This window comes from Lysobacter sp. Root916 (assembly GCF_001429785.1).
Classification (GTDB): Bacteria; Pseudomonadota; Gammaproteobacteria; order Xanthomonadales; family Xanthomonadaceae; genus Lysobacter.
In genome coordinates this window covers 355,435-378,092 of record NZ_LMJF01000014.1, presented here as the reverse complement: position 1 = coordinate 378,092, position 22,658 = coordinate 355,435, and the positions used below count along the sequence as shown (strand labels likewise).

Here is a 22,658-nt window from a genome sequence, read left to right as displayed (position 1 = left end):
GCCCTCATCCGCCCTTCGGGCACCTTCTCCCGCAAGCGGGAGAAGGGACGGCTAGTGGCGGGAGCGGGGCTAGCGCAAGCGCGCCGCCAAGCCCGACACCCGCATCGCGTGCCGCGACAAGGCCGCGCGCAGCACCGCCTCGCTCGCGCACAGATGCAGCTCGCGGCGCGCGCGGGTCATGCCGGTGTAGAGCAATTCGCGCGACAGGCTGCGCGCATCCGCGCGCGGCAGTTGCAGCCACACCCGGTCGAACTCCGAGCCCTGGGCCTTGTGCACGGTCATCGCGAACGCGCCCGCGTGGGCGGGCAAGGCGGCCGGGTAATAGCCGCGCACGCCTTCGCTGCCGCCGGCGAACCAGACCACGCTGCCCTCGCCGTCGGCGGGACGCAGGCAGACGCCGATGTCGCCGTTGAACAGACCGTGGCGGTAGCTGTTCTCGGTGATCAGCAGCAGGCGGCCATGGAAGTAGGCCGCGCGATGGCTGCCGGCCAGCGCCTCTTCGATGCGCGCGTTCAAGGGCGCGGCGCCCTGCGCACCGTCGCGCAGCGCGGTTAGCAGGCGCACGCGGCCGGCCAGGGCCAAGGCCTGCAGGGGATCGTCGACCGCGGCCAACGCGCGCCATTCGCCGAGCAGGCGCTCGCGGCCGGCACCGGCCAGCGGGTCGATCGCGTCCTCGTGGAAACTCACGCCGCGCAGCGCGCCGTCGCGCAGCAGGGCCAGCGCGGCGTCGGCATCGCCGGCGCGGGTGGCTTCGGCCAGCGGCGCCAGGTCCAGGCTGTCGGCCTGGCGGTAACCGCGTTGCAGATGCACGCGGTGGCCGGCCAGCGGCGCGGCGGCGGTGTCCGCGATCGGCCCCTCGCCGAGCAGCGGTTGCAGCAGGCGTTCGATCGGCGCCGGCAGCGCTTCGTCCTCGCCGGCCGCGTCGACGATCGCGGCCAGCACGTCGCCGGCTTCCACCGACGGCAGCTGGTCGCGGTCGCCGAGCAGGATCAGGCGCGCGCCGTCGGGCACGGCCTCGACCAGCTTGCACATCAGCGGCAGATCGACCATCGAGGCTTCGTCGATCACCACCGCGTCGTAGGCCAGCGGATCGCGCGCGTCGTGGCGGAAGCGCGGGCTGTCGGGCAGGCTGCCGAGCAGACGATGCAGGGTGCGCGCCTCCACCGGCAGCGCGTCGCACCAGGCCGGGTCGACGCCGGGCAGCATACGCAGGGTGGCGGCGGCGGCGCGCAGGCTTTCGGCCATGCGCTCGGCAGCGCGGCCGGTCGGCGCCGCCAGCGCGATCCGCGGCGGCCGCGCGCCCGCGCGCTGCGCCTGCGCGATCAACAGCAGCAACAGACGCGCGACCGTGGTGGTCTTGCCGGTGCCGGGCCCGCCGGTGACCAGCAGCAGCGAACGCGCCAAGGCCAGCGCGGCCGCGCGCGCCTGGCGGTCGCCGTCGCGTGCGTGCGGAAACAAGCTCGCGAACAGGGGCGCGAGCGCGGCGGTGTCGGCCGGCGGCGGCGCTTGCGCGGCCAGCGCGCGCAGGCGCGCGGCCAGGCGGCGTTCGTATTCGCGGTAACGACGCAAATAGAGCAGACCGCGCTCCAGCACCAGCGGCGCGCCCGGATCGGCGATGCCGTCGTCGCCGGGCTGGGCGATCCAGGGCGAGGCGCGCAACGCCGCCAGCCATTGCGCGGGTTCGACCAGCACCGCCGCGCCGATGTCCTCGTCGGGTCGGGCGACATCGAACGCCGCATGGCCATCGGCGATCGCGCGCGCGGCCAGCGCGGCGCCGGCCTGCACCAGCTCGGGCGTGGCCGGATCCAACCGGCGCAGCGATTGCGCCAGCGCGTGATCGACGCTGCGCACCAAGCCGCGCCGCAGCAGGGCGTCGAGCAGGCTCATGGCGCGCCACCCGCGCCGCCGAACAGCGCGTCCAAGGCCTCGACCAGCGCGCGCGGCGGCACCTCGGCGTGGATGCCCGCGCCTTCTTCATCGGATCGCATCGGATCCAGACCGCGGCAGAACAGATAACGGGTGCCGCCGAAATCGCGCGCGTAGTCGTAGTCGGCGCCGAGCCGGAAGCGCAGCCAGCGGTGCAGGGCCAAGGTGTAGATCAACGATTGCAGGGTGTACTCGCTGTCGTCCATCGCGCGCTCGATCGCGGCGGCGTCGTAGGACGGCAGGCGGTTGGTCTTGTAGTCGAGCAGGTAATAGCGGCCTTCGTGCGCATAGACCAAGTCGATCTTGCCGGTCATCAGACCATCGAGCCGGCGCCGATGGCCGAAGGCCTGGCGCGCGCGCAGCCAGCCGTGCGCGTGCAGCAGTTCCAGCAGGGCCGTGGTGGAGGCGTCGTTGAGCGCGAAATGGAATTCCATCTCGGCGCGCAAGGCGGCCGGCGGCAGGTCGGCCAGGCGCGCGCCTTCGGGCAGGGTCGCGGTCAGGGTCGCGCCGACCAGGCGCGCCAGCGTGTCCAGGCCGCCGTCGTCGACGTCGGCCTCGGTATAGCCCTGTTCGTGCAGGGCCGTGCGCAGCAGCGCCTCCTGTCCGTCGGGTATCGCGCCCAGGCGGCGCCAATCGCCCCAGACGGCGAAGTCGCAGCGCTCCAGCGCGGTGTGCACGGCGTTGCCGAAGCGGCTGCCGGAGAAGCGCAGCTCCATCGCGTCGATCGGCAGCTCGCTGGGCGCGGGCAGCGCCAGCGGCTCGGGTTCGTCCTGCGCGCCGTGTTCGTCCTGGACCCTGCTGCCGGCGTCCTCGCGGGTGAGCTGGGTGAAGCTGTGCACCCACCAATCGCGCGGCAGCCCGCGGCGCAGGCTGCGCGCGGGCGGCACCGCCGCGGGCGCGATCGGAGGCAGCGGTGCGGGGCGCGGCTCCAGCGCGCGATCGTCGATTTCGATATCGCCGGCGTCGCCGCTGTCCAGCGCCTCGGGCGCATCCAGCATCGGCGCCAGCGGCGTCGATGCGCTCAGGTATAGCGGCCCGGTCGCCAGCCACAGCGCGTGGCGGGCGCGGGTCAGGCCCACATAGAGCAGGCGCGCGTCCTCGGCGGCGGACTCGCGCGAGGCGCGCACGCGCGCCTCGCCCCAGACCGGCGTGCCGGCGTCGTCGTGCTCGCCTTCCAGTTGCAGCACGCGGCCGTCGTCGTCGGGGTATTCGCAGTGACGCCCGCCGCGCGGCTCGCGACCGATCGCGGCGAACGGCAGGAACACCAGGCCGAACTCCAGGCCCTTGCTCTTGTGCAGGGTCAGGATCTGCACGCGGCGCGCGTCCGATTCCAGACGCAGCTGCTGTTGTTCGTCGTTGTCGTCGGCCTCGGCGATGCGCAGGCGCAGCCAATCGACCAGGCCGTGCAGGCCCAGCGCCTGGGCGTCGGCCTCCTGCAGCACTTCGCCCAATTGCAGCAGATTGGTCAGGCGGCGTTCGCCGTCGCCCAGGGCGAGCAGGCGCGGCGCCTGCTGCGCGCACAGGTCGGCGACCAGGGCCAGCGGGCCGTGACGCTGCCAGCGTTCGCGCCATTCCAGCGCGCGCAGCTGCCAGTCGCGCTGCCAGGCGTCTTCGGCGTCCATGCGCGCGATCGCGCGCGCGTCCAGGCCCAGGAACACGCTGGCCAGAGCGCCGCGCAGGCGGCCGTGATCGCCGGGTTGGAGCAGGGCCTCGAACAGCGCCAGCAATTCCAGGGCCTGCTCGGTCGCGAACACGCTCTGGCGTCCGGCCGCGACCGCGGGGATGCCGGCGGCGACCAGGGCGCGCTGCATGCGCGCGGCCTCGTCGTGGCTGCGCACCAGCACGGCGATGTCGGCCGGTTGCAGCGCGCGCCCGTCCAGCGTGGCCTGCCCGGCGCGCGCGTCGGCGAGCCAGGCGTGGATCGCGGCCACGCAGGCGCGCGTGGCCAGTTCGCGCGACTCCGGTGCGCTCCATTGCGCGCGGCCCTTGCCGGAGCCGGAGCCGGAGCCGGCGTCGTCGGGCGCGGGCAGTCGGCGCAGGGTCAGCGCGGGCGCGCGCCGGCCGTGACGCGACAGGGCCGCGTCGGCGACGCTGCCGCCGGGCTCGACTTCGAGGAAGCGGATGCGCGCGTCGACGAAGGCGTCCGCGCCCGCGCGTTGGTACAGGGCCTGCACCGCGCGCAGCAGCGACGGCCGCGAACGGAAATTGCGCAGCAGCGGCGGCGCCAGCTCGGCCTGGGCCGCGGCCGCCAGATAGGTGTGCACGTCGCCGCCGCGGAAGCCGTAGATCGCCTGCTTGGGATCGCCGATCACGAACAGGCTGCCGCCTTCGCGTCCGTCGGGCCCGAACACGCGTTCGAAGATTGCCCACTGGCGCGCGTCGGTGTCCTGGAATTCGTCGACCAGGGCGACGGCGTACTGCGCGCGCAGCCGCGCAACCAGGGCGCCGGCATGCGGGCCGCTCAAGGCCTGGGCGACACCGTCGATGAGATCGTCGTAGGTCTGCACGCGGCGCACGCGCTTGAGCTCGGCCAGGCGCGCGGCCGCCTCCTCGCGCACGCGGTGGACCAGGGCCAGGCCCTGCGCGTCCAGCCATTGCGCGCGCGCGGCCGCGGCCTCGAGATAGTCGGCGATGGCGACGAACAGCGGCGAGCTTGGGGTCTGCGCCTGCTTGCCCTTGTTGGTGCGCTCGGCGAGCGCGGCCGGGGTCATGCGGTCGATGCGCGGCTCGATGCGCGCGGCGGCGTCTTCGTTCGCGCACCAGCGCGTCAGCGCCTCGCGCAGCGCGCCCGGCAATTCGGCGCGCCAGGTCTGGCCGTTGAGCACCTTGGCGGCCATCGCGGCTTCGATATCGTTGAAGGCCTGTGCGCCGTGCTGGCGATAGCGCTCGCGCAGGGCGGCCGCGCGCGCCTGCAGCAGCGGCAAGGGATCGGGCGTGGGCGCGGGCAGCGCGGGCTTGAGGCGTGCGGCGCGCAGCAGCGGCCCCAGGTCGGCGGCCAGGGCGGCGGGACCGGCGGGCCAGCGCGCCTGCAGCAGTTCGGCCGCGACCGCGTCGGTGCCCAGCGAGCGCCACAGATCCACCGCGACCTCGTCGCGCAGGTCGCGATCGCTGCCGATCATCTCCGGGGCCAGGAAGGCTTGGCCGGTCTCCAGCGCGTGTTCGCTGAGCACGCGCGCGCAGAAGCCGTGGATGGTCACCACCGCGGCCAGGTCGATCTCGCGCGCGGCGCGGGCCAGGCGCGCGCGCAAGGCCGACGGGGCTTCCTCGCGCAAACGCGCGGCGATCAGCGCGCGCGTGACCGCGCGTTCGCCGTCGTCCTCGCCGATGGCCAGGGCCGGATCGTCGGCGGCGATGCGCGCGGCCAGCAGCAGGCGCTTGCGCAGGCGCTCGCGCAGTTCCTGGGTGGCCGCGTCGGTGAAGGTGACCGCGAGGATCTGGCCCACGCGCAGGCCGCGCTCGATCACCAGGCGCGTGACCAGGGTGGCCAGGGTGTAGGTCTTGCCGGTGCCGGCGCTGGCCTCGATCAGCTGCAGGCCGTGCAGCGGCAGACGCAGGTAGGCGTCGTCCGCGCCGGGCTCGGGCGCCGGCGGCAGCTCGTCGAACAGATCGCGCGTATGCCCGCTCATCGCGCGTCCTCTTCGCTGCGCGCGTGCACCACGGCGTCGAATACCAGCCGCGCGATCGCGCGGAATTCTTCGGCCAGGTCGGCGCCGTCCGCGCTCGCCGCGGCGAACGGGTCGCGGCCGCGCAACGCCAGGCGCGCGCCGCTGGCCTCGGCTTCGCTCCAGCTGTGAGTGCCGCCGTGCCATTGCAGTGCGGCCTGGTTCCAGGCGTCGCGGCCCTCCGCATCGGCCGCGTACCACAGCCAGCCGGCGCGCGGCAGGAACGGCAGCGGTTCGCGCAGGCCGTGCGCGCGCAAGCGCAGCAGCGCGTCCAGCGCGGCGCGCGCCCGCGCGGGCGATGCGGCGGCACGCAGCTGCGGGCCGACGCCACCGGCGGCCTCCGCGAACTGCGCCAAGGGACGCGCATCGCCCAGCGCCGACAGCACCAGCCAGTCCAGCCCGTGGGCGATCTGCGCGGGCCCGTGCAGTTTGCCGAAGCGCAGGCGCGCCAGCCCGGCGGCGTAGAGATCGTCGACGCGGCCGTGCAGGCGGCCGGCAGCGAGCTCGAGTTCGAAGTGCTGCGACTGCGGCGCCTGCTGTTCGCGCCACTGCGCGAAGGCCTCGGCATAGGGGCGCACTTCCGCGAGCAGGCTGTCGAGCTGGCGCCGGCCCAGCGGACCGGACGGCAGCAAGGCGCGCGCGCGCAGTTGCGCCTGCAGATCCTCACCGCGTCCGGCCAGCAGGGCCTCGTACACCGCGTACTGCAGTTGCTGGCGCTGCAGGCCGCGACCGGGCAACAGCAGCGGCTCGACATCATCGACGGCGGCGCCGGCGTCGGGCAGGCGCATGTTGAGGCGCTGGCGCAGGAAGGCGCCGGGCGGATCGCGCAGGAAGGCGCGCAGATCGGCCAGGGCGATGGCCGGCGCGGTCGCATCCAGCGGCGCCAGCGGCGCGTCGATCCAGGGCCCGAGCTCGATGCGGGCCTCGCCGCCCGCTTGCGCGGCCGGCTGCCACTCGCCGCGATAGCTGTAGCGGCGCGGTTCCGGCGCGGCCTCGCCGTGGTCGCCGGCGCCGAACGCGGCCGGCGAGAACGGCTGCAAGGGCTCGCGCACGGTCAGCGCGGCGCGCGCGACGTCCGGTGCCTGGTGGTAGCGCGCGGCCACGTCCAGCAGTTCCGACACCAGCGGCGAGGGCTCGCGCAGGCTGCCGTCGCGCGGGTCGGCACCCAGGTAGCTCAGGTACAGCACCTCGGAGGCGGCCACGAACAACTGCAGGAACAGGAAACGATCGTCCTCGCGCAGCGAACGGTCGCCGTGGCGGCGCGCGGCGGTGCCCAGCTCGGCGGCCAGGCGGTTGAGGCCGCCGACCGGATCGCGGCGCGGGTAGTCGCCGTCGTTCATGCCGAGCAGGCAGATCGCGCGGAACGGGATCAGGCGCATCGGCACCATGCGGCCGAAGCTCACGCCGCCGGTGAGCAGCGGCGCGCGGGTGTCGGCCTCGCTGAGGGCGGCGCGGAAATGCGCGCGCACCACCTCGGCCGGCACCGGTGCATCGAAGCCGGCGCGTTCGGCATCGCGCGCGAAGGTCTCCACCAGCAGACGCAGGCGCTCCAGGGTGCGTTGATCGCCGGCGTCGTGCGGGCGCCGCGGCAGCAGCGCCTGCAGCAAGCCGAGCAGGCGGTCGCGCCACTGCGCCGGCGGCATCGCCGCGCTCAGCGCGCGTTCGTTGCGCGCCAGCACGCGCAGCAAGCGGATCAGCGCGTCCAGGGCGTCCAGGGCGCTGCCTTCGAGCTCGGTATAGGGCGCGACGCCCGCGATGGCCTCGTCGGCGCCGCTGGCGTGCCCGATCAGCAGACGATCCAGAGCGAAACGCCAGGTGTAAGCGTCGTCGGCCGGAGCGTCGTGGCGTGCGCGGTGGGCGTCGTCGATGCCCCAGCGCGCACCGGCCTCGTGCAACCAGGTGTGCAGGCGCTCCAGCGCCGGCGCGTCCAGGCCGGCGGCGGCGGCGATCGCCGGCGCGGCCAGCAGGTCGAGGATCTCGCTGAGGCCGAAGCGCGACACCGGCAGCGCGAGCAGGCGCAGAAACACGTCGGCCAGCGGCTCGGCCGCGAGCGGGCTCACGTCGGCCAGCGCATACGGAATGAAGCCCGGGCGCCCGGCCAGGCCGCCGAACACCGCCGCGATGTGCGGCGCGTAGGGATCGATGTCGGGCGCGAGCACCGCGATCTCGCGCGGCTGCAGCGGCGGATCGAAGCGCGGGTCCTCGAGCAGGCCGCGCAGTTGATCGTGCAGCACCTGCACCTCGCGCAGGCGGGTGTGGCAGGCATGCACCTGCAGGCTGGGGTCGGCGCTATCGACCGCCGCGCGCCAGCCCGGCACCGCCGGCGCGCGCCGATGCAGCAGGTCGCGCTGCAGGCGCCGCAGCAGGCTGTCGCGCGCGGGATCGTCGGCGGGGTCGGTTTCGGGGTCGGCGTAGGCCGCGATCTCGCCCGAGGGGTGCACCACCTCGTAACCGCCCAGCACCGCCATGAAGTCGCGGCCGGCCGCGCCCCAGGCCTGCAGCAGCGGGTTCTCGTCCGCATCCTGCACCGACGCGTCGGCATCGAGCAGGCGCAGGCGTTCGCCGTAACTGGCCAGATCGCCCCAGTACTTGCGGCTGGGCGTGGGCAGATAGAAATGCAGCACGCCGGCGCGGGCCTGGGTGGCGATCACGCGCAGCACGTCGGGCGAGACGTTGAGGGTGGCGAAGGCGAACAAACGCGGCGGCAAACCTTCGGGCACCTCCGCGCCGTCGCCGCCGTAACGCGCCAGATAGTCGCCGATGCGACGCGCGCGGTAGCGGCTGGCGCCGGCGACCCGGCGCCACAGCGCGGCCTGAGCATCGTCGCGGTCCTGGCCTTGGTCCCAGGCGCGCAGCCAGTCGCGGCGCCAGGCCTGGTATTTCTCGAACAGGCCCGCCAGTTCGCCGGCCAGCGACCAGGGCTTGAGCGGGTCGGCGCCGGACAGATAAGCGCGCAGCTCGGCCAGCGCCGGTTCGCGCAGCGCGGCCGGATGCGAGAGTTCCTTATAGAGCCGCCAGCGCAGCGCCTCGGCGCCGATGTCGTCCTCGATGCCGGGCACGTTGGCGTCCAACGCGCGCTGCACGAACTCGCCGGGGGTCAGGAATTCCAGGTTGGCGGCGATCCCGTAGGTCTGGGCCAGGGTCGCCTGCAACCAGCGCCGCATCGCCACCTGCGGGATCAGCACCACCTCCGGCGCCAGCACCGACCGCCCGGGCACGGGCGTGCGCAGTTCCTGTGCCAGCAGTCCAGCCAGCACGTCCAGCGCATTGGAGTGGTAGAGGCGGAAGTCGGGACGGCCGGGCATCGCGACATCTTGCCGGAATCGGGATTGGGGAATGGAGAATCAGGACTGGCTACGACGACCCGCGTCACCCCGATTCGTCATTCCCGCGAAGGCGGGAATCCAGTGATTGGGTCGACCTGCCGCTGGCGACGCGACCGCCATAGCGCCGTGGAAATCATCTGTCTCGGCCGTTCGCGCACGACGCCGGCATACGCGCTGAAGTCACTGGATCCCCGCCTTCGCGGGGATGACGGATCGACGGTGGCGACGCGACCGGCTGGAACACGGCGCTTAAAACCTTCTTAATCCGGGCCGTCCAGGATCGGCCGACACGATGACGACACCGCCTTGCGTAGCGTCGCCGCCGAACCTGCGACAATGACCGCACTGCATCCCCCGTTCAGCCTCAGCCCGCCAAGCTGCCGAAACTTGCGACCCCGCGCGGGCCGCGTGCGGCCGCACCTCTCCGGATGACGCCCCCCAGCATGACGACCGAAACGCCCATCGTCCGCCTGACCGACCTGCGACTGGATCGCGGCGGCCGCGCCGTGCTGCGCGACATCAACCTGTCGGTGCCGCGCGGCAGCATCGTCGCGGTGCTGGGCCCCTCGGGCAGCGGCAAGTCGACCCTGCTGTCGGCATTGACCGGCGAACTCGCGCCGGCCGCAGGCCGGGTCGAAGTGCTGGGCCGCGAAGTGCCGCGGCCCTCGCGCGCGCTGCTCGAACTGCGCAAGGGCCTGGGCGTGCTGCTGCAGGGCAACGGCTTGCTCACCGACCTGACCGCGGCCGAGAACGTGGCCCTGCCGCTGCGCACGCATACCGATCTGCCGGACGCGCTGATCCGCCGCCTGGTGCTGATGAAGCTCAACGCGGTCGGCCTGCGCGCGGCCGCCGACGCCTATCCGCGCGAACTCTCCGGCGGCATGGCGCGCCGGGTCGCGCTGGCGCGCGCGCTGGCGTTGGACCCGCCGCTGATGATCTACGACGAACCGCTGACCGGCCTGGACCCGATCGCCTCGGGCGTGGTCATGAGCCTGGTGCGCCGCCTCAACGACACCCTGGGCCTGACCAGCATCATCGTGACCCACCACGTGCACGAAACCCTGCCGGTGGCCGACCACGCCATCGTGATCGCCAACGGCGGCATCGTCTTTTCCGGCACCCCGGCGGACCTGGAAGCCAGCAGCGACCCGCTGGTGCAGCAGTTCCTGCGCGGCCAGCCCGACGGCCCGATCGCCTTCGATGCCGCGCCGCGCACGGCGGAGGCCGCGTGATGGCCTTCGTCGACGCCACCCGCCAGCTCGGCCGCGCCGGCCTGTTCACCCTGTCGGTGTTCCGGGCCTCCAAGCCGACTCCGGACTTTTTCCGCGAGCTGATTCGCGAAATCTACAAGATCGGCGCACGTTCGCTGCCGATCATCGCCGTTGGCGGCGCTTTCGTGGGCCTGGTGCTGACCCTGCAGGGCTACCGCACGCTCGCCACCTTCGGCGCCAGCAACTCGCTGAGCACCCTGCTGGGCCTGTCGCTGTACCGCGAACTGGGCCCGGTGCTGACCGCGCTGCTGTTCATCGGCCGCGCCGGCAGCTCGATCGCGGCCGAGCTGGGCCTGATGCGCGCGACCGACCAGATCACCGCGCTGGGCCTGATGGCGATCGATCCGGTCGGCAAGGCGGTCGCGCCGCGCTTCTGGGCCGCGGTGCTGAGCGTGCCGCTGCTGACCGGGTTCTTCTGCAGCTTCGCGATCGCCGCCAGCTATCTGGAAGCGGTGCACGTGATCGGCCTGGACCCGGGCTATTTCTGGCCGGCGCTGAAGGACAACGTCGATTTCGTCGACGACTTCTGCGTGGCCCTGTTGAAGTCGGGCGTGTTCGGCGCGATCGCGGCGCTGGTCGCGGCCTACGTCGGCTACCACGCCGAGCCGACCATCGAAGGCACCTCGGTCGCGACCACCAAGGCGGTGGTCAACGCGTCCTTGCTGGTGCTGATGTTCAACTTCGTCATGTCCGCGTTGTTGTTTAAGTAAAGCATCGCCCGCGCATAGAGTTTCGGAGACCCACCTCATGTCCGTCCGCAGTCCCCGCATCGAATTCGCCGTCGGCGCGTTCCTGTTGCTCGCCCTGGCCTCGCTGCTGGTGCTGGCGATCGCCTCCACCAACGGCAAGTGGGGCTTCGGCGGCGACAGCTACGCGCTCAAGGCCCGCTTCACCACCATCGGCGCGCTGCGCCCGAACGCGCCGGTCAAGATCGGCGGCGTCGCGGTGGGCCAGGTCGCCAACATCGAACTCGACCCCAAGACCTTCGAGTCCAAGGTCACCCTGGCGATCAATAGCCAGTACAAGGGCCTGCCCGCCGATACCTCGGCCGGCATCTTCACCAGCGGCCTACTGGGCGAGAGCTATATCGGCCTGACCCCGGGCGGCGATCCGGAGCCGCTCAAGCCCGGCGACGAGATCTTCCTGACCCAGCCGGCGGTGGACTTGATCCAGCTGGTCGGCAAATACATGTTCAGCGGTGGCGGCGCCCAGGGCGGCGACAAGAAGGAAGCCGCGACCCCCGCCGCCGAAGACGTGCCGGCGTATTTACAAGGCGATGCCCCCAAGGGCGACGCCGCCCCCACCCACGACGAGAGCAAGCCATGAAGCGCAACCTCATTTCCCTCGTAATCGCCTCGGCGCTGCTCGCCGCCGCGCCGGCGATCGTGTTCGCGCAGTCCGCGCAACCGGCCGCGACCGCGCCGGCCGGATCGCCCAGCCAGATGGTGCTGAGCAACAGCACCCGCATCCTGAGCACGCTGGAGGCGCGCCGCGCCGAGTTCACCAAGAACCGCGGCGCGCTGAGCAAGTTCATCGCCACCGAGTTCAACCAGATGTTCGACCGCGACTACGCGGCGCGCCTGGTCCTGGGCGCGCACGGCCGCGGCGCCTCCGACGCCGACGTCAAGCTGTTCGCCGACGCGCTCAGCACCAGCCTGATGCAGCGCTACGGTTCCTCGCTGCTGGACTTCAACGCCAAGCTGCAGGTGCGGATCAAGTCCGAGACTCCGCTGCGCGGCGGCGCCATCGTCAAGGTGTCCAGCGAATACCTGCGCCAGGGCGGCGAGCCGGTGCCGGTGGATTACCTGATGCGCAAGGTCGGCGCGAACTGGAAGGTGTTCGACGTGATGGTGGAAGGCGTGAGCTTCGTGCAGACCTTCCGCAACCAGTTCGACACCCCGCTCAAGCAGAAGACCATCCCCCAGGTGGCCGCCGACATCCAGGCCGGCCGTCTGCAGGCCCAGGCCCAGGGCAACTGAGCATGAGCGCGGCCACGGTCCGACGCGAAGGCGAGGCGCTGGTGTTCGCCGGCGCGCTCGAGCGCGCGGCGGTGGCGGCGTTGTGGCGGCAGGCGCAGCCGCTGTTGAAGGACCTGCGCCGGCTGGACCTGAGCGCGGTCAGCGAGGTCGACAGCGCCGGTCTGGCGCTGTTGGCCGAACTCGCCGCGCGCGCGCCCGGCGTAAGCGTGATCGGCACCCCGCCCGGCCTGACCGAGCTGCGTGCCGCGTACCGACTCGACGAGGGATTGGGCTTTTCCAGCTGATCCCGAACACACCGTTGCGGTCGCCATCGCCTCAGGGACATGGCCGGGCCGCCCTTAGCGAATAGACTGCGACCATGCGCTCCCCCACCCCCGTAATCGCTCTCGCCCTCGTCCTGTTGCCGTTGGCCGCCAACGCACAACAGATGTCGGCGCAGCAGCGCGAGACCTTCGAATCCTGTCTGGCCGCCGGCGACGGCAGCGCGGACGCGGCCCTGGCCTGCCGCCGAAAGATCGAGGACGGCGCGACCCAGCCGACCGCCGCTACGCCCGCCGAAGCGGACGCGGCCGCGCAGGCACGGTCGGCCGCCATGGCCGAAGCGGAAGCCGCCGACGCCGCCCAGCGCGCCGCCGCGGCCGCCGCCGACGCGAGGGCCTCCGCCACCGCGGCAGCGCAGGCGTCCAACGACGCGTCCGTCTCCGCGCTGGACGCTTCCACGCCGGCCGACATCGAGGCGGTGGCCGACACCGCGACCGCGGCCGGCGCGGCGGCAGCGGCGGAAGCCGCGCAGCAGGCGGCCCAGGACGCGGCCGCGGCCCCGGCCGTCGACGCCACCGCCGCAGCGGACGCCGGCGTAGCCAGTCCGGCCGATCAGCGCACGCAAGCCGAGCGCGATTTCGACGCGCTCTACGGCGCGCAGTCGCAGGAATACGATCCGGTCGCCGACCCGACGCTGCCCGCGCCGGCCTCGCTGCCGACCATCTACGACCCGTGGGAGCGCTACAACCGCAAGATGCACCGCTTCAACAACGCGGTGGATCGCGTCATCGCCAAGCCGCTCGCGCGCGCCTACGTGCGCGTGGTGCCGCGGCCGGTGCGCCTGGGCGTGAGCAACTTCTTCAACAACCTCGGCCAGCCGGTGTCGGCGGTCAACGCCCTGCTGCAGGGCAAGCCCAAGCAGGCCGCGCAGTCGCTGGGCCGTTTCGCGCTCAACAGCACGGTCGGCATCGGCGGCATCTTCGACCCGGCCAGCGACGCCAAGCTGCCCAATCGCAGCGAGGACTTCGGCCAGACCCTGGGCATCTGGGGCTGGAAGCGTTCGCGCTACCTGGAACTGCCGCTGTTCGGCCCGCGCACCGTGCGCGACGCCTTCGGCGCGGTCGGCGACGCCCCGCTGAGCCCGTTGCGCCAGGTCGAACGCGACCGCATCCGCATCCCGATCCAGGGCCTGCAGCTGGTCGACGTGCGCGCCCAGCTGATGCCCACCGACGCCCTGCGCGAAGGCGCCGAGGACGACTACACCCTGGTCCGCGATTCCTGGATGCAGCGCCGCGACTACCAGATCTTCGGCGACCGCATGGACGCCGAAGACCAGGGCCTGCCGGACTACCTGCGCGACGACAGCAACCCCAGCGTGCCGGCCGATGCCATGCCGCTGATGCCGACGGACGCGAATTACAACCGTTGAAGCTCAGTAGCGCGGGTCGAACATTCCACGCGATGTGCTCCTCTCCCGCTGGGAGTAGGGAAAACAAAGACCCGACGCCATCTAGCCCCTCTCCCGCCTGCGGGAGAGGGGTTGGGGTGAGGGCCGCCGCAAGCGCGCAGCCTCAACCTCGACCGCTGCCCTCATCCGCCCTACGGGCACCTTCTCCCGCCAGCGGGAGAAGGGAAATCAAAGGCTCTGCGTACTGAGCCCCTCTCCCGCTTGCGGGAGAGGGGTTGGGGTGAGGGCCGCCGCCGCAGGCGCTTAGCTCCAACCTCAGTCGCTGCCCTCATCCGCCCTGCGGGCACCTTCTCCCGCAAGCGGGAGGAGGGAAATCAAAGGCTTTGCGTACTGAGCCCCTCTCCCGCTTGCGGGGTGAGGCGCGGCGCGAGCCACTGGCTCACGCTGTGCCGAACGCCCGAGCGCTGTGCGGTCGGGCCGGGGTGTGGGTTGGGGTGAGGGCCGCCGCAGGCGCTTAACTCCAACCTCAGTCGCTGCCCTCACCCGCCCTGCGGGCCCCTGCTCCCGCCAGCGGGAGCAGGGAAATCAGAGGCTTTGTTTCTGAGAGCGTCGCCCGCGCTCAAGTCTCATCGTCGCCCTCAGCGAAATCATCCGCCCCCAGCAACCGCCGCGCCTCGTCTGCCGGCAGTGTCTCCACGCCCTTCAATTGCCGCTCGATCGCGCGCGTGCGTACGCCCGCGGCGTCGATGCTGTTGCGCACCGTATCCAGCTGCGTGCGGGTCTTCTCCAGCACGCCGGCGAACTTGCCGAACTCGTTCTTGACCGCGCCCAGCAGCTGCCAGACTTCGCTGGAGCGCTGTTCGATCGCCAGCGTGCGGAAGCCCATCTGCAGGCTGTTGAGCAAGGCCAGCAACGTGGTCGGCCCGACCAATGTGACGCGGAAATCGCGCTGCAGCGTTTCGAACAGCCCCGGCCGGCGCAGCACCTCGGCGTACAAGCCTTCGGTCGGCAGGAACAGCAGCGCGAAGTCGGTGGTGTGCGGCGGCGCCAGGTATTTGTCGCGGATGCGCTTGGCTTCGACCTTGACCTGACGCTCCAGGCCGGCGGCGGCGATCGCCAGCGCGTCGGGATCGGCGCGGTCCTGGGCATCGAGCATGCGCTCGTAGTCTTCGCGCGGGAACTTGGCGTCGATCGGCAGCCGCACCGGTTGTTCCGGCGTGGTGCCGGGCAGGCGCACCGCGTATTCGACGCGCTCGCCGCTGCCGGGAACGGTGGCGACGTTGCTGTCGTATTGCTCGATCGTGAGCACCTGCTCCAGCAGCGCGCCCAGCTGCACTTCGCCGAAGGTGCCGCGGGTCTTGACGTTGGTCAGCACGCGCTTGAGGTCGCCGACGCCGTTGGCCAGCTGCTGCATCTCGCCCAGGCCGCGCTGGACCTGTTCCAGGCGCTCGGATACCAGACGGAAGGATTCGCCCAGGCGCGTTTCCAGCGTGGTCTGCAGCTTCTCGTCCACGGTCGCGCGCATCTGCTCGAGCTTGGCGGTGTTGTCGGCCTGCAGCTCGCGCAGACGCTGTTCCAAGGTGGTGCGCAGCTCGCCCAGGCGCAGTTCGTTGCGCTGGGTGAGCTCGTTGAGGCGCTGGCCCAGGCCTTCGGCAAAACGCTGCTGCAGCTCCGCCGCCTCGCCGCGGCCCTTGCGCGCATCGTCGGTCAGGGTGACCACCAGCTGATCCAGGCGTTGGTCGGTACGCTGGGTGAGTTCGGTGAGGCGGCCGCCGAAGCCCTCGATGCGCTGCTCCTGCGCCGACGACAGGCTGTCGAGCTGCTGGCGCAATTCTCCGCGCCCCTCGCGCTGTTCCTCGCGCAGCGACTGCTCCAGGCGCCCGTCGGGCTTGCGCAGCAACAGCACGATCAGCAACACGATCGCCACCAGCACGGCGATCAACAACAGGGTCAGCAGCAGCGGGGTTTCGGCCATGGCGACAGTGTAGCCCGCTGGGTCTCAAGGGCTAAGAAGCGGCTTGCCGGGAGGGCGATCGGGTTGAGATAGTGCCGCGCATCGTCGTCGCAGTCCGCGTCGTCCAAGGCCGGAAACCCGCATGCGTATCAAGTCGCTCGCGCTGCTGTTGTCGATCGCATGCCTGGGGACCGCGGCGCAGGCCGCCGAGCCGGCCGCGGAGTCCGACAGCGCCAAAATGATCCGCCTGACCCAGGCGCTGGAGCGCGACCCGCTGGGCGATACGGACAATTCCATGCGCGCCTGGTTGCTGGATTGGCTGATGCAGACGCCCGATCACACCGTCGTGGTCTGCGACGTCGTAAGCCCCCTGGTCAAGGACGACCGCGCGCCGAATGCCGGCATTTACGTGCTGCAGCAGATGTTCGGCAACGGCGCCTATCAGATCGGGCACCCGGACGATAAGGATCCTGGCGCGCCGCAATTGGCCGGCGTCGAAAGCATGCTGCGCGCCTATAGCGCCGTACTGACGAAACAGCCGCAGTCGCGCATCGCGTATCTGGACACGTTGCTGGAGCAGCAGACGGCCGGCAAGCTCAAGCAGTACATGACACCGATCATCGACGAGAAGTGCACGAAGGCTCCGGCCGCGAAATCCGAGGCCTGATCGTTGTCGCAACGCTATGTCCGCCACTACGCTGGAACGCCATGACCTCGACTACGCGCCAACGCCTGACCCAGACCGCGCGCATCGGCCTTGCGATCAAAGTGGCCGTGATGATGCCGGCCTTGACGGCCTGCCTGGTGGTCTTCTTTGGCAAACCCGGCGGCGAATCGGCATTCGTGGCCTGGTGCTTCGACTACTGGTGGGCGGCGCTGCTGTCAGGCGTGTTTGCCCTTGTCGTCATCGAGCTGGTGGTCGTGCTGTTCATCCGCTGCCCTCATTGCAAGTTCCGCCTCGCGCGCGCGCACGGCCCAAGCTGGGCGTTCTTCATCCTCAATGCGCACATCCGCTACTGCGCGCACTGCGGGCGGTCGCTGGACGAAGCCAAGACCACCGCCGTTCGCTAGCGCGTCGCGCCTAGCCAGCCCGGATTCTGCTTCCACCGCGCCTCCAAAAACTCCACGAACGCGCGTACCTTGGCCGGCACGTAGCGCCGCTCCGGCATCACCGCGTGCACGTCCAAACCGGCGATCTCCCAGTGCGGCAGCACGCGCTGCATGCGGCCGTCGCGGATCTCGTCGGCGATGGCGAACTCGGGGATGCGCGCGATGCCGGCGCCGGACAGCACCGCGGCTTTCAGGGCCAGGCTGGAGTTCGCATCCAGGCGCGCGCCCAAGGCCACACGCACGACCTCGTCGCCGTTGCGCAGCTCCCAGGTGCGGCCGGTCGCGGCCAGGCTGAAATGCAGGCAGTCGTGCGCGGGCAGTTCGTCGGGGCGCTGGGGGTGGCCGCGCCGCCGCAGGTATTCGGGCGAGGCGCATAGCCAGACGCGGCTGTAGGAGATCGTGCGCGCCACCAGGCTGGACGCTTCCAGCCGGCCCAGACGGATCGCCAGGTCCTGGCTTTCCATCACCAGGTCGGTGGGGCGGTCGTCCAGCTGCAGGTCCATGTCGATCTGCGGGTACTTGGTGAGGAAGTCGCCCACGTGCGGGGCGACATGCAGCACGCCGAAGCTCATCGGCACCGACACCCGCAACCGGCCCTGCACCACTTCGCCGGTGCCGGCGACGGCATCCTCGGCCGCGCGCGCCTCGGCGAAGGCCGACTGGGCATGGCGCAGATAGGCCTGGCCGGCCTCGGTCAGGCTGAGCCGGCGCGTGGTCCGGTGCAGCAGGCGCGTGCCCAGCCGCCCTTCCAGCGCCGAGACCTGCTTGCTGACCGCGGCCTTGGACAGGCCCAGGGCGTCGGCCGCGCGCACGAAGCTGCCCAGCTCGGCCACGCGCAGGAAGGCGAGCAGGCCGGCGAGGTCGGGGACGGGGAGGCGCCCCTGAGGGATTGTTGACATGGGGAAACAGTTTAACCACGTCCGGGCCGATTATCCGCAGGCCCGGAATCCGTAACTTGGCCTCGTCCCCACCGGTACGACGCCATGAACCTCACCACGAAGCGCCTAGTCCTCACTCTGCTGGCCGGCAGCCTGGTCGGCGCCATCTTCGTGATCAGCAAGCTGCTGCTGGGGCGCGGCCTCAGCCCGTTGATTGTTTCCCTGATCCAGACCGCGGGTGCCGCCGCGGTGCTGCTGACGGTGCAGCGCGCGCGCGGCGAACGCCTGCCGCTGGACCCGGCCTCGCGCCGCTTCTACCTGATCGCCGCCCTGATCGCGGTGGCCGGCTCGGCCCTGCTCGGCAACTGGGTGCTGGCGCGCATCCCGGCCGGCATCTTCACCGTGGTGGTCACGCTATCGCCGATGTTCACCTCGCTGTTCAACGCCCTGGTCGAACGCCGCTGGCCGTCCCCGACCGCGATGCTGGGCACCGGCCTGGGCCTGCTCGGCGTGCTGCTGGTGCTGGTGCCGCGCGCGAAAGCGGTCGAGGCCGAGCAGGCGCTGGCGCTGACCGTGGCCCTGGGCGTGCCGGTGCTGCTGGCGATCGGCAACGTCTACCGCAGCCGTCATTGGCCGACCGGCCTCAGCGCGCCGATGTCCAGCGCCGGCACGATGCTGGTGCAGGCGCTGGCGGTGCTGCCGCTGATCGCGGTGAGCGGCCAGCGCGCGAGCGTCGAGCAGTTGGCCGCGTCCTGGCCGCTGCTGCTGGCGATGGTGCTGGTCACCCTGTCGGCCAACGTCGCCGCCGCCGCCTTGCAACGCATCGCCGACTCCGTCGCCTACAGCCAGATCGGCTACGTGATCGCGCTGACCGGCGTGGTCTGGGGCGCCGTGCTGTTCGGCGAGCGCCTGGGCTGGAGCTTCGTGCCGGCGCTGGCGCTGGTGTTCGCCGGCGTCGTGCTGGCCAACCGTCGCGTCGTCGCCGCCCCTGCGGCGGTCCCCGCCAATGCCGCGCTGCCCGCTCTGAACGGCGCGCGCTGAATCCCCACCCTCCACTCGGAATCCCGTCATGCGTCTCTCGCCAGTCCGTACCGCCCTGCTTTCGATGTTCGCCCTGTTCGCCGCCGCGCCCGCCCACGCCGATCTGCGCGACCCGCTCACGCGCGACAACAGCGCGGTGCTGATGGTCGACTACCAACCGCAGTTCGTGTTCTCGGTGCAGTCGATCCCGGTGCTGGAGCTGATCAACAACGCGGTCGGGTTGAGCAAGGCCGCCAAGGCCTTCGAGGTGCCGACCTTCTACGCCACCATCAGCGCGCAGCGTTTCGGTGGCCCGTTCTTCCGCCAGCTCACCGACGCGCGTCCGGAACTGACGCCGTTCGATCGCACCTCGATCGACGCCTGGCAGGAACCGCGCCTGCGTGCGGCGATCGCGGCCACGGGGCGCAAGAAGCTGCTGGTCAGCGGCTTGTGGACCGACAGCTGCGTGACCCTGCCGGTGCTGTCGGCGCTCAAGGACGGCTACGAGGTGTACGTGGTAGTCGACGCCAGCGGCGACGTCAATCGCGAATCGCACGAGATGGCGGTGCAGCGCATGATCCAGGCCGGCGCGGTGCCGGTGACCTGGATGGCGGTGATGCTGGAATGGCAGGGCGATTGGGCGCGCGGCAACACCGGCGCGCAGGTGCAGAAGATCGCCCAGGAACACGGCGGCGGCTGGGGCCAGGGCATCGACTACCACCAGTCCATGGTCGCGCCGCGCAAGTAAGCGCCCGCGCGCGCTCGACGGCCGCATCGCCACACGGCGTTGCGGCCGTCGGCGTTACAGTGACGGCTTCCTTAGCAATCGCGGCGCAGTCCACGCTCGCCGCCCGGAGTCGTCATGGCCGCTTGGTTCACCGTCGCCGCCCCCTTGATCCCCGAAATCCTGCGCCTGGCGCGGCCCTACTTCACGCGCGCGCCGCAGCAGACCAACGCCGCTGTTTCCGATGTGGTCGCGGTGCAGATCACCGAGCTGCAGGACGTGGCCGCGCAGAACGCCGAGTCGATCAAGGTGCTGGCCGCGGAGATGCAGAAGACCCTGGCCACGCTGCAGGAAGCGTCGATGACGCTGGAGCAGCGCCTGCGCCGCGCGCGGCGTTTGAGTTTGGTGTCGTTGGCGGTGGCGGGCGTATCGCTGGCGGTGGCGGTGGCGAGTTACGCGCTGGCGACCTAGCGGCGCGCGCGGCCGCGCCTGCGGCGCTTGCTGTGGGAGCGGCGCGAGCCGCGATGCCCGTGATGCTTTCTGAGGGAGCAGCGTGAGCCGCGATGCCCGTGATGCCTTCTGTGGGAGCAGCGTGAGCCGCGATGCCCGTGGTGCCTTCTGTGGGAGCGGCGTGAACCGCGATGCCCGTGGTGCCTTCTGTGGGAGCGGCGTGAGCCGCGATGCCGGTGATGCTTTCTGTGGGAGCGGCGTGAGCCGCGATCGCGACAAGGCGCGCGGCCGCGGCTCTCACCATCGCGCGTGCACCGCGTCGGGCGATCGCGGCTCACGCCGCTCCCACAGGAAGCGAGGGCCGCGGTCGCTCTTACGAAAGCGGAAGCGAGAGATCGTCGTCGTGCGGTTTTCGTAGTCGCGGCTCACGCCGCTCCTACAGGGGGCGGGCGAGTGGTAGTCGTCGTGCGGTTTTCGCGGTCGCGGCTTTCGCCGCTCCAACAGGGCGCGAGGGCTGCGCCACCCCTGCCGGTAGCAGCAGGCGCGGCGCGGTCGGTCAGTCCAGGACGCGGCAGAACACCGCCTTGAGGTAGCGCGACTCGGGCACCTGGGCCAGCCAGGGGTGGTCGGCGCCGGCGCCGGAGACTTTCAGCACCTGCACGGTGCGGCCGGCGTAGAACGCCGCGCGGCGGATCATGTCGAGGAACTGCTCCTCGCTGACCAGGCCGGTGCAGGAGAAGGTCGCGAACAGGCCGCCGGGTTTGACCACGCCCAGGGCCAGCTTGTTCATGTCCAGGTACTTCTTCAGCGCCGGGATCACCTGCTCGCGGTCGCGGGTCATCTTGGCCGGGTCCAGGATCACCACGTCGAAGCGCTCGCCCGCGTTACCCATGTCGCGCAGGTAGGGGAAGATGTCGGCCTGGACGAACTTGACGTGGGCGTTGTTGAGCTTGGCGTTGGCCTTGGCGATGTTGATCACGTCGGCGTCGATGTCCACGCCGATCACTTCCTCGGCGCCGCGCGCCTTGGCGTAAACGCCGAAACCGCCGGTGTTGCAGCACAGGTCGAGCACGCGCTTGCCGGCGACCTGACGCGACAGCCACTCGCGGTTCTCGCGCTGGTCGGCGAAGAAACCGGTCTTGTGCGCGCCGGCCGGGTCGGCGCGGAAACGGATGCCGTATTCGGTAATCGTGGCCGGCGGCACCGCCTCGGTGCCGCGGAAGTCGAAGCTTTCCTGCTTTTGCACGTGCTCGTCGGCGAAGGCGTAGAAGCGGCAGCCCGGGAACTGCGCGCGCAGGGCGTCGTAGATCCATTCGCGGTAACGGAAGGCGCCGGCGCTGAAGTATTCGACCACCAGCAGATCGCCGTAGCGATCGACGACCAGGCCGCTGAGGCCGTCGCCTTCGCTGTGGACCACGCGCCAGGCGTCGCTGACCTCGTCCAGGCGCAGCACGTCGCGGCGCAGCGAGACCGCGGCGGCGATCTTGCGCGCGAACCAGTCGGCGTCGATGGTCGCGTCGGGGTCGTTGTCGAGCATGCGCAGGGCGATGCGCGAATGGCCGTTGTAGAACCCGCGGCCGATCCACACGCCGTCGACGCCGACGACGTCGACGATGGAGCCGGGTTTGGGGCGCTGGGCGGGCTTGTCGACCAGGCGCTGGAAGATCCAGGGATGGGTGGATTTCCAGGCGTTCTTGAGGCGTACGGTAGGCAGATCGTTGTTCATCGCCGCATTTTACGCGGGTTGGACGCGGCTCCGGGGGTTTGGCTGCGGCGCGCGCCGGCCCGCGCGTCCCATCGGCGGGACAAACTGGCCCGCCTCGCCCGGCTTGTATTCGCGCCCGGCGGTGCCAATCTCGCAAACATGCACCTGCCCACTCCCGATGCCCCGCCCGACACCCCCGCCCAGCGCGCGGCCGACCGCGGCCGTTTCGTGCGCGCCCTCAACGCCAGCCTGGCCTTCGTGCTGGTACTGGCGGCCGTCTACAGCGCACAGGGCCAGTTCGACGTCGGCGCCTGGTCGGTCCAGCCCTGGTCGCTGGAGGGCCTGCTGGGCCTGCTGACCGCGCCGCTGCTGCACGGTTCGATCGAGCACCTGGCCACCAATGCGATCTCGCTGCTGATGCTGGGCCTGCTGGCCGGCGGGGTCTACCCGCGCGCGACCCTGCGCGCCCTGCCGCTGATCTGGCTGGGCTCGGGCCTGGGCGCCTGGCTGCTGGGCAGCGCCGGCAGCCATCACCTCGGCGCCAGCGGCCTGACCCACGGCCTGATGTTCCTGGTGTTCGTGCTGGGCCTGCTGCGTCGCGACCGGCCTTCGATCGCCGCGGCCATGATCGCCTTCATGTTCTACGGCGGCATGCTGCTGACCATCCTGCCGCGCGAACCCGGCATTTCCTGGCAGGCCCACCTGGGCGGCGCGGTCGCGGGCGTGATCGCGGCCTTCCTGTTCCGCCGCAGCGACCCCTTGCCGCCGCGCAAGCGCTACAGCTGGGAGGACGAGGAAGACAGCATGGTGCCGGCCAACGACGAACTGGAACCGCCCAGCCCGCGCGAGGTGCCGGTGCTGTGGAACCGCCCCGATCCGGAGCAGGGCGTGGTCCTGCGATTTCCGCCGCGGCGCGAACCGTGAAGACCCCGGCTTAACCCGGTCGCGGCGGCAGGCTAGAGTGGCGCATCGACCGCAGCCCTT

Annotated in this window: 18 protein-coding genes; 12 read left to right on the top strand and 6 right to left on the bottom strand. The window is 71.4% G+C overall.

Features of this window, described 5'->3' with window-relative positions; all coding sequences use genetic code 11:
• Nucleotides 1–69 precede the first annotated feature (69 nt).
• The 3 genes from recD to recC are packed head-to-tail and all read right to left on the bottom strand — an operon-like array spanning nucleotide 70 to nucleotide 8,893.
• Entirely contained in the window at nucleotides 70–1,887 is a 1,818-nt protein-coding gene (gene recD / locus ASE35_RS16520) for an exodeoxyribonuclease V subunit alpha (protein ID WP_082611328.1), read from the bottom strand.
• The gene (locus ASE35_RS16515) at nucleotides 1,884–5,552 is read right to left on the bottom strand and encodes an exodeoxyribonuclease V subunit beta (RefSeq protein ID WP_082611327.1); all 3,669 of its coding nucleotides are present in this window, start codon (nucleotides 5,550–5,552) and stop codon (nucleotides 1,884–1,886) included. Before ASE35_RS16515 ends, recD begins: the two co-directional genes overlap by 4 nt.
• Complete coding sequence (gene recC, locus ASE35_RS16510; RefSeq protein WP_057164521.1) at nucleotides 5,549–8,893, bottom strand: exodeoxyribonuclease V subunit gamma; 3,345 nt, start codon at nucleotides 8,891–8,893, stop codon at nucleotides 5,549–5,551. Before recC ends, ASE35_RS16515 begins: the two co-directional genes overlap by 4 nt.
• 464 nt (nucleotides 8,894–9,357) lie before the next feature.
• Between recC and ASE35_RS16505 the strand changes: the two genes are divergently transcribed.
• The 6 genes from ASE35_RS16505 to ASE35_RS16480 all read left to right on the top strand — a co-directional run bounded on the left by ASE35_RS16505 (nucleotide 9,358) and on the right by ASE35_RS16480 (nucleotide 13,854).
• Complete coding sequence (locus ASE35_RS16505) at nucleotides 9,358–10,146, top strand: ATP-binding cassette domain-containing protein (RefSeq protein ID WP_056177298.1); 789 nt, start codon at nucleotides 9,358–9,360, stop codon at nucleotides 10,144–10,146.
• Nucleotides 10,146–10,895, top strand: coding sequence for an MlaE family lipid ABC transporter permease subunit (locus ASE35_RS16500; RefSeq protein WP_056177300.1), 750 nt, complete (start codon nucleotides 10,146–10,148; stop codon nucleotides 10,893–10,895). Before ASE35_RS16505 ends, ASE35_RS16500 begins: the two co-directional genes overlap by 1 nt.
• Nucleotides 10,896–10,932: 37 nt before the next feature.
• Nucleotides 10,933–11,511 (top strand): outer membrane lipid asymmetry maintenance protein MlaD, encoded by a 579-nt coding sequence (gene mlaD / locus ASE35_RS16495; RefSeq protein ID WP_056177303.1) that lies wholly within the window; start codon nucleotides 10,933–10,935, stop codon nucleotides 11,509–11,511.
• Nucleotides 11,508–12,164: an ABC transporter substrate-binding protein gene (locus ASE35_RS16490; protein ID WP_056177305.1), complete on the top strand. Its 657-nt coding sequence runs from the start codon at nucleotides 11,508–11,510 to the stop codon at nucleotides 12,162–12,164. The genes mlaD and ASE35_RS16490 overlap by 4 nt, the downstream gene beginning before the upstream one ends.
• 2 nt (nucleotides 12,165–12,166) lie before the next feature.
• Nucleotides 12,167–12,448: an STAS domain-containing protein gene (locus tag ASE35_RS16485; RefSeq protein ID WP_056177307.1), complete on the top strand. Its 282-nt coding sequence runs from the start codon at nucleotides 12,167–12,169 to the stop codon at nucleotides 12,446–12,448.
• A 74-nt stretch (nucleotides 12,449–12,522) separates the two neighbouring features.
• Nucleotides 12,523–13,854 (top strand): VacJ family lipoprotein, encoded by a 1,332-nt coding sequence (locus ASE35_RS16480; RefSeq protein ID WP_343123523.1) that lies wholly within the window; start codon nucleotides 12,523–12,525, stop codon nucleotides 13,852–13,854.
• A gap of 598 nt (nucleotides 13,855–14,452) precedes the next feature.
• Here ASE35_RS16480 and rmuC read toward each other — a convergent pair.
• Complete coding sequence (rmuC, locus tag ASE35_RS16475; protein WP_057164520.1) at nucleotides 14,453–15,808, bottom strand: DNA recombination protein RmuC; 1,356 nt, start codon at nucleotides 15,806–15,808, stop codon at nucleotides 14,453–14,455.
• 121 nt (nucleotides 15,809–15,929) lie between these two features.
• Between rmuC and ASE35_RS16470 the strand changes: the two genes are divergently transcribed.
• Together ASE35_RS16470 and ASE35_RS16465 are read left to right on the top strand one after the other, a co-directional pair.
• Nucleotides 15,930–16,454 (top strand): hypothetical protein, encoded by a 525-nt coding sequence (locus ASE35_RS16470; protein ID WP_057164519.1) that lies wholly within the window; start codon nucleotides 15,930–15,932, stop codon nucleotides 16,452–16,454.
• 41 nt (nucleotides 16,455–16,495) lie between these two features.
• Entirely contained in the window at nucleotides 16,496–16,858 is a 363-nt protein-coding gene (locus tag ASE35_RS16465; protein WP_057164518.1) for a hypothetical protein, read from the top strand.
• Here the strand turns inward: ASE35_RS16465 and ASE35_RS16460 are convergent.
• Nucleotides 16,855–17,796 (bottom strand): LysR family transcriptional regulator, encoded by a 942-nt coding sequence (locus tag ASE35_RS16460; RefSeq protein WP_082611326.1) that lies wholly within the window; start codon nucleotides 17,794–17,796, stop codon nucleotides 16,855–16,857. The genes ASE35_RS16465 and ASE35_RS16460 overlap by 4 nt on opposite strands.
• 84 nt (nucleotides 17,797–17,880) lie before the next feature.
• Between ASE35_RS16460 and ASE35_RS16455 the strand changes: the two genes are divergently transcribed.
• The 3 genes from ASE35_RS16455 to ASE35_RS16445 all read left to right on the top strand — a co-directional run bounded on the left by ASE35_RS16455 (nucleotide 17,881) and on the right by ASE35_RS16445 (nucleotide 19,990).
• Nucleotides 17,881–18,816, top strand: a complete 936-nt coding sequence (locus ASE35_RS16455) for a DMT family transporter (RefSeq protein ID WP_057164517.1) — start codon at nucleotides 17,881–17,883, stop codon at nucleotides 18,814–18,816.
• Nucleotides 18,817–18,844: 28 nt separating this feature from the next.
• Nucleotides 18,845–19,543, top strand: coding sequence for a hydrolase (locus ASE35_RS16450; protein WP_200943976.1), 699 nt, complete (start codon nucleotides 18,845–18,847; stop codon nucleotides 19,541–19,543).
• Between the two features lie 114 nt (nucleotides 19,544–19,657).
• The gene (locus ASE35_RS16445; protein WP_056177317.1) at nucleotides 19,658–19,990 is read left to right on the top strand and encodes a hypothetical protein; all 333 of its coding nucleotides are present in this window, start codon (nucleotides 19,658–19,660) and stop codon (nucleotides 19,988–19,990) included.
• Between the two features lie 535 nt (nucleotides 19,991–20,525).
• Here ASE35_RS16445 and ASE35_RS16440 read toward each other — a convergent pair.
• A complete protein-coding gene (locus ASE35_RS16440; protein ID WP_056177318.1) occupies nucleotides 20,526–21,695 on the bottom strand; it encodes a class I SAM-dependent rRNA methyltransferase in 1,170 nt (389 codons plus the stop codon).
• 138 nt (nucleotides 21,696–21,833) lie between these two features.
• Here ASE35_RS16440 and ASE35_RS16435 point away from each other — a divergent pair, with 138 nt between their 5' ends.
• Nucleotides 21,834–22,598, top strand: coding sequence for a rhomboid family intramembrane serine protease (locus tag ASE35_RS16435; protein ID WP_056177320.1), 765 nt, complete (start codon nucleotides 21,834–21,836; stop codon nucleotides 22,596–22,598).
• Nucleotides 22,599–22,658: the final 60 nt, after the last annotated feature.

Bases quoted from the DNA above. Each gene is read 5' to 3' on its own strand.
- recD (WP_082611328.1), bottom strand. From the start codon at position 1,887: ATGAGCCTGCTCGACGCCCTGCTGCGGCGCGGCTTGGTGCGCAGCGTC.
- ASE35_RS16515 (WP_082611327.1), bottom strand. From the start codon at position 5,552: ATGAGCGGGCATACGCGCGATCTGTTCGACGAGCTGCCGCCGGCGCCC.
- recC (WP_057164521.1), bottom strand. From the start codon at position 8,893: ATGCCCGGCCGTCCCGACTTCCGCCTCTACCACTCCAATGCGCTGGAC.
- ASE35_RS16505 (WP_056177298.1), top strand. From the start codon at position 9,358: ATGACGACCGAAACGCCCATCGTCCGCCTGACCGACCTGCGACTGGAT.
- ASE35_RS16500 (WP_056177300.1), top strand. From the start codon at position 10,146: ATGGCCTTCGTCGACGCCACCCGCCAGCTCGGCCGCGCCGGCCTGTTC.
- mlaD (WP_056177303.1), top strand. From the start codon at position 10,933: ATGTCCGTCCGCAGTCCCCGCATCGAATTCGCCGTCGGCGCGTTCCTG.
- ASE35_RS16490 (WP_056177305.1), top strand. From the start codon at position 11,508: ATGAAGCGCAACCTCATTTCCCTCGTAATCGCCTCGGCGCTGCTCGCC.
- ASE35_RS16485 (WP_056177307.1), top strand. From the start codon at position 12,167: ATGAGCGCGGCCACGGTCCGACGCGAAGGCGAGGCGCTGGTGTTCGCC.
- ASE35_RS16480 (WP_343123523.1), top strand. From the start codon at position 12,523: ATGCGCTCCCCCACCCCCGTAATCGCTCTCGCCCTCGTCCTGTTGCCG.
- rmuC (WP_057164520.1), bottom strand. From the start codon at position 15,808: ATGGCCGAAACCCCGCTGCTGCTGACCCTGTTGTTGATCGCCGTGCTG.
- ASE35_RS16470 (WP_057164519.1), top strand. From the start codon at position 15,930: ATGCGTATCAAGTCGCTCGCGCTGCTGTTGTCGATCGCATGCCTGGGG.
- ASE35_RS16465 (WP_057164518.1), top strand. From the start codon at position 16,496: ATGACCTCGACTACGCGCCAACGCCTGACCCAGACCGCGCGCATCGGC.
- ASE35_RS16460 (WP_082611326.1), bottom strand. From the start codon at position 17,796: ATGTCAACAATCCCTCAGGGGCGCCTCCCCGTCCCCGACCTCGCCGGC.
- ASE35_RS16455 (WP_057164517.1), top strand. From the start codon at position 17,881: ATGAACCTCACCACGAAGCGCCTAGTCCTCACTCTGCTGGCCGGCAGC.
- ASE35_RS16450 (WP_200943976.1), top strand. From the start codon at position 18,845: ATGCGTCTCTCGCCAGTCCGTACCGCCCTGCTTTCGATGTTCGCCCTG.
- ASE35_RS16445 (WP_056177317.1), top strand. From the start codon at position 19,658: ATGGCCGCTTGGTTCACCGTCGCCGCCCCCTTGATCCCCGAAATCCTG.
- ASE35_RS16440 (WP_056177318.1), bottom strand. From the start codon at position 21,695: ATGAACAACGATCTGCCTACCGTACGCCTCAAGAACGCCTGGAAATCC.
- ASE35_RS16435 (WP_056177320.1), top strand. From the start codon at position 21,834: ATGCACCTGCCCACTCCCGATGCCCCGCCCGACACCCCCGCCCAGCGC.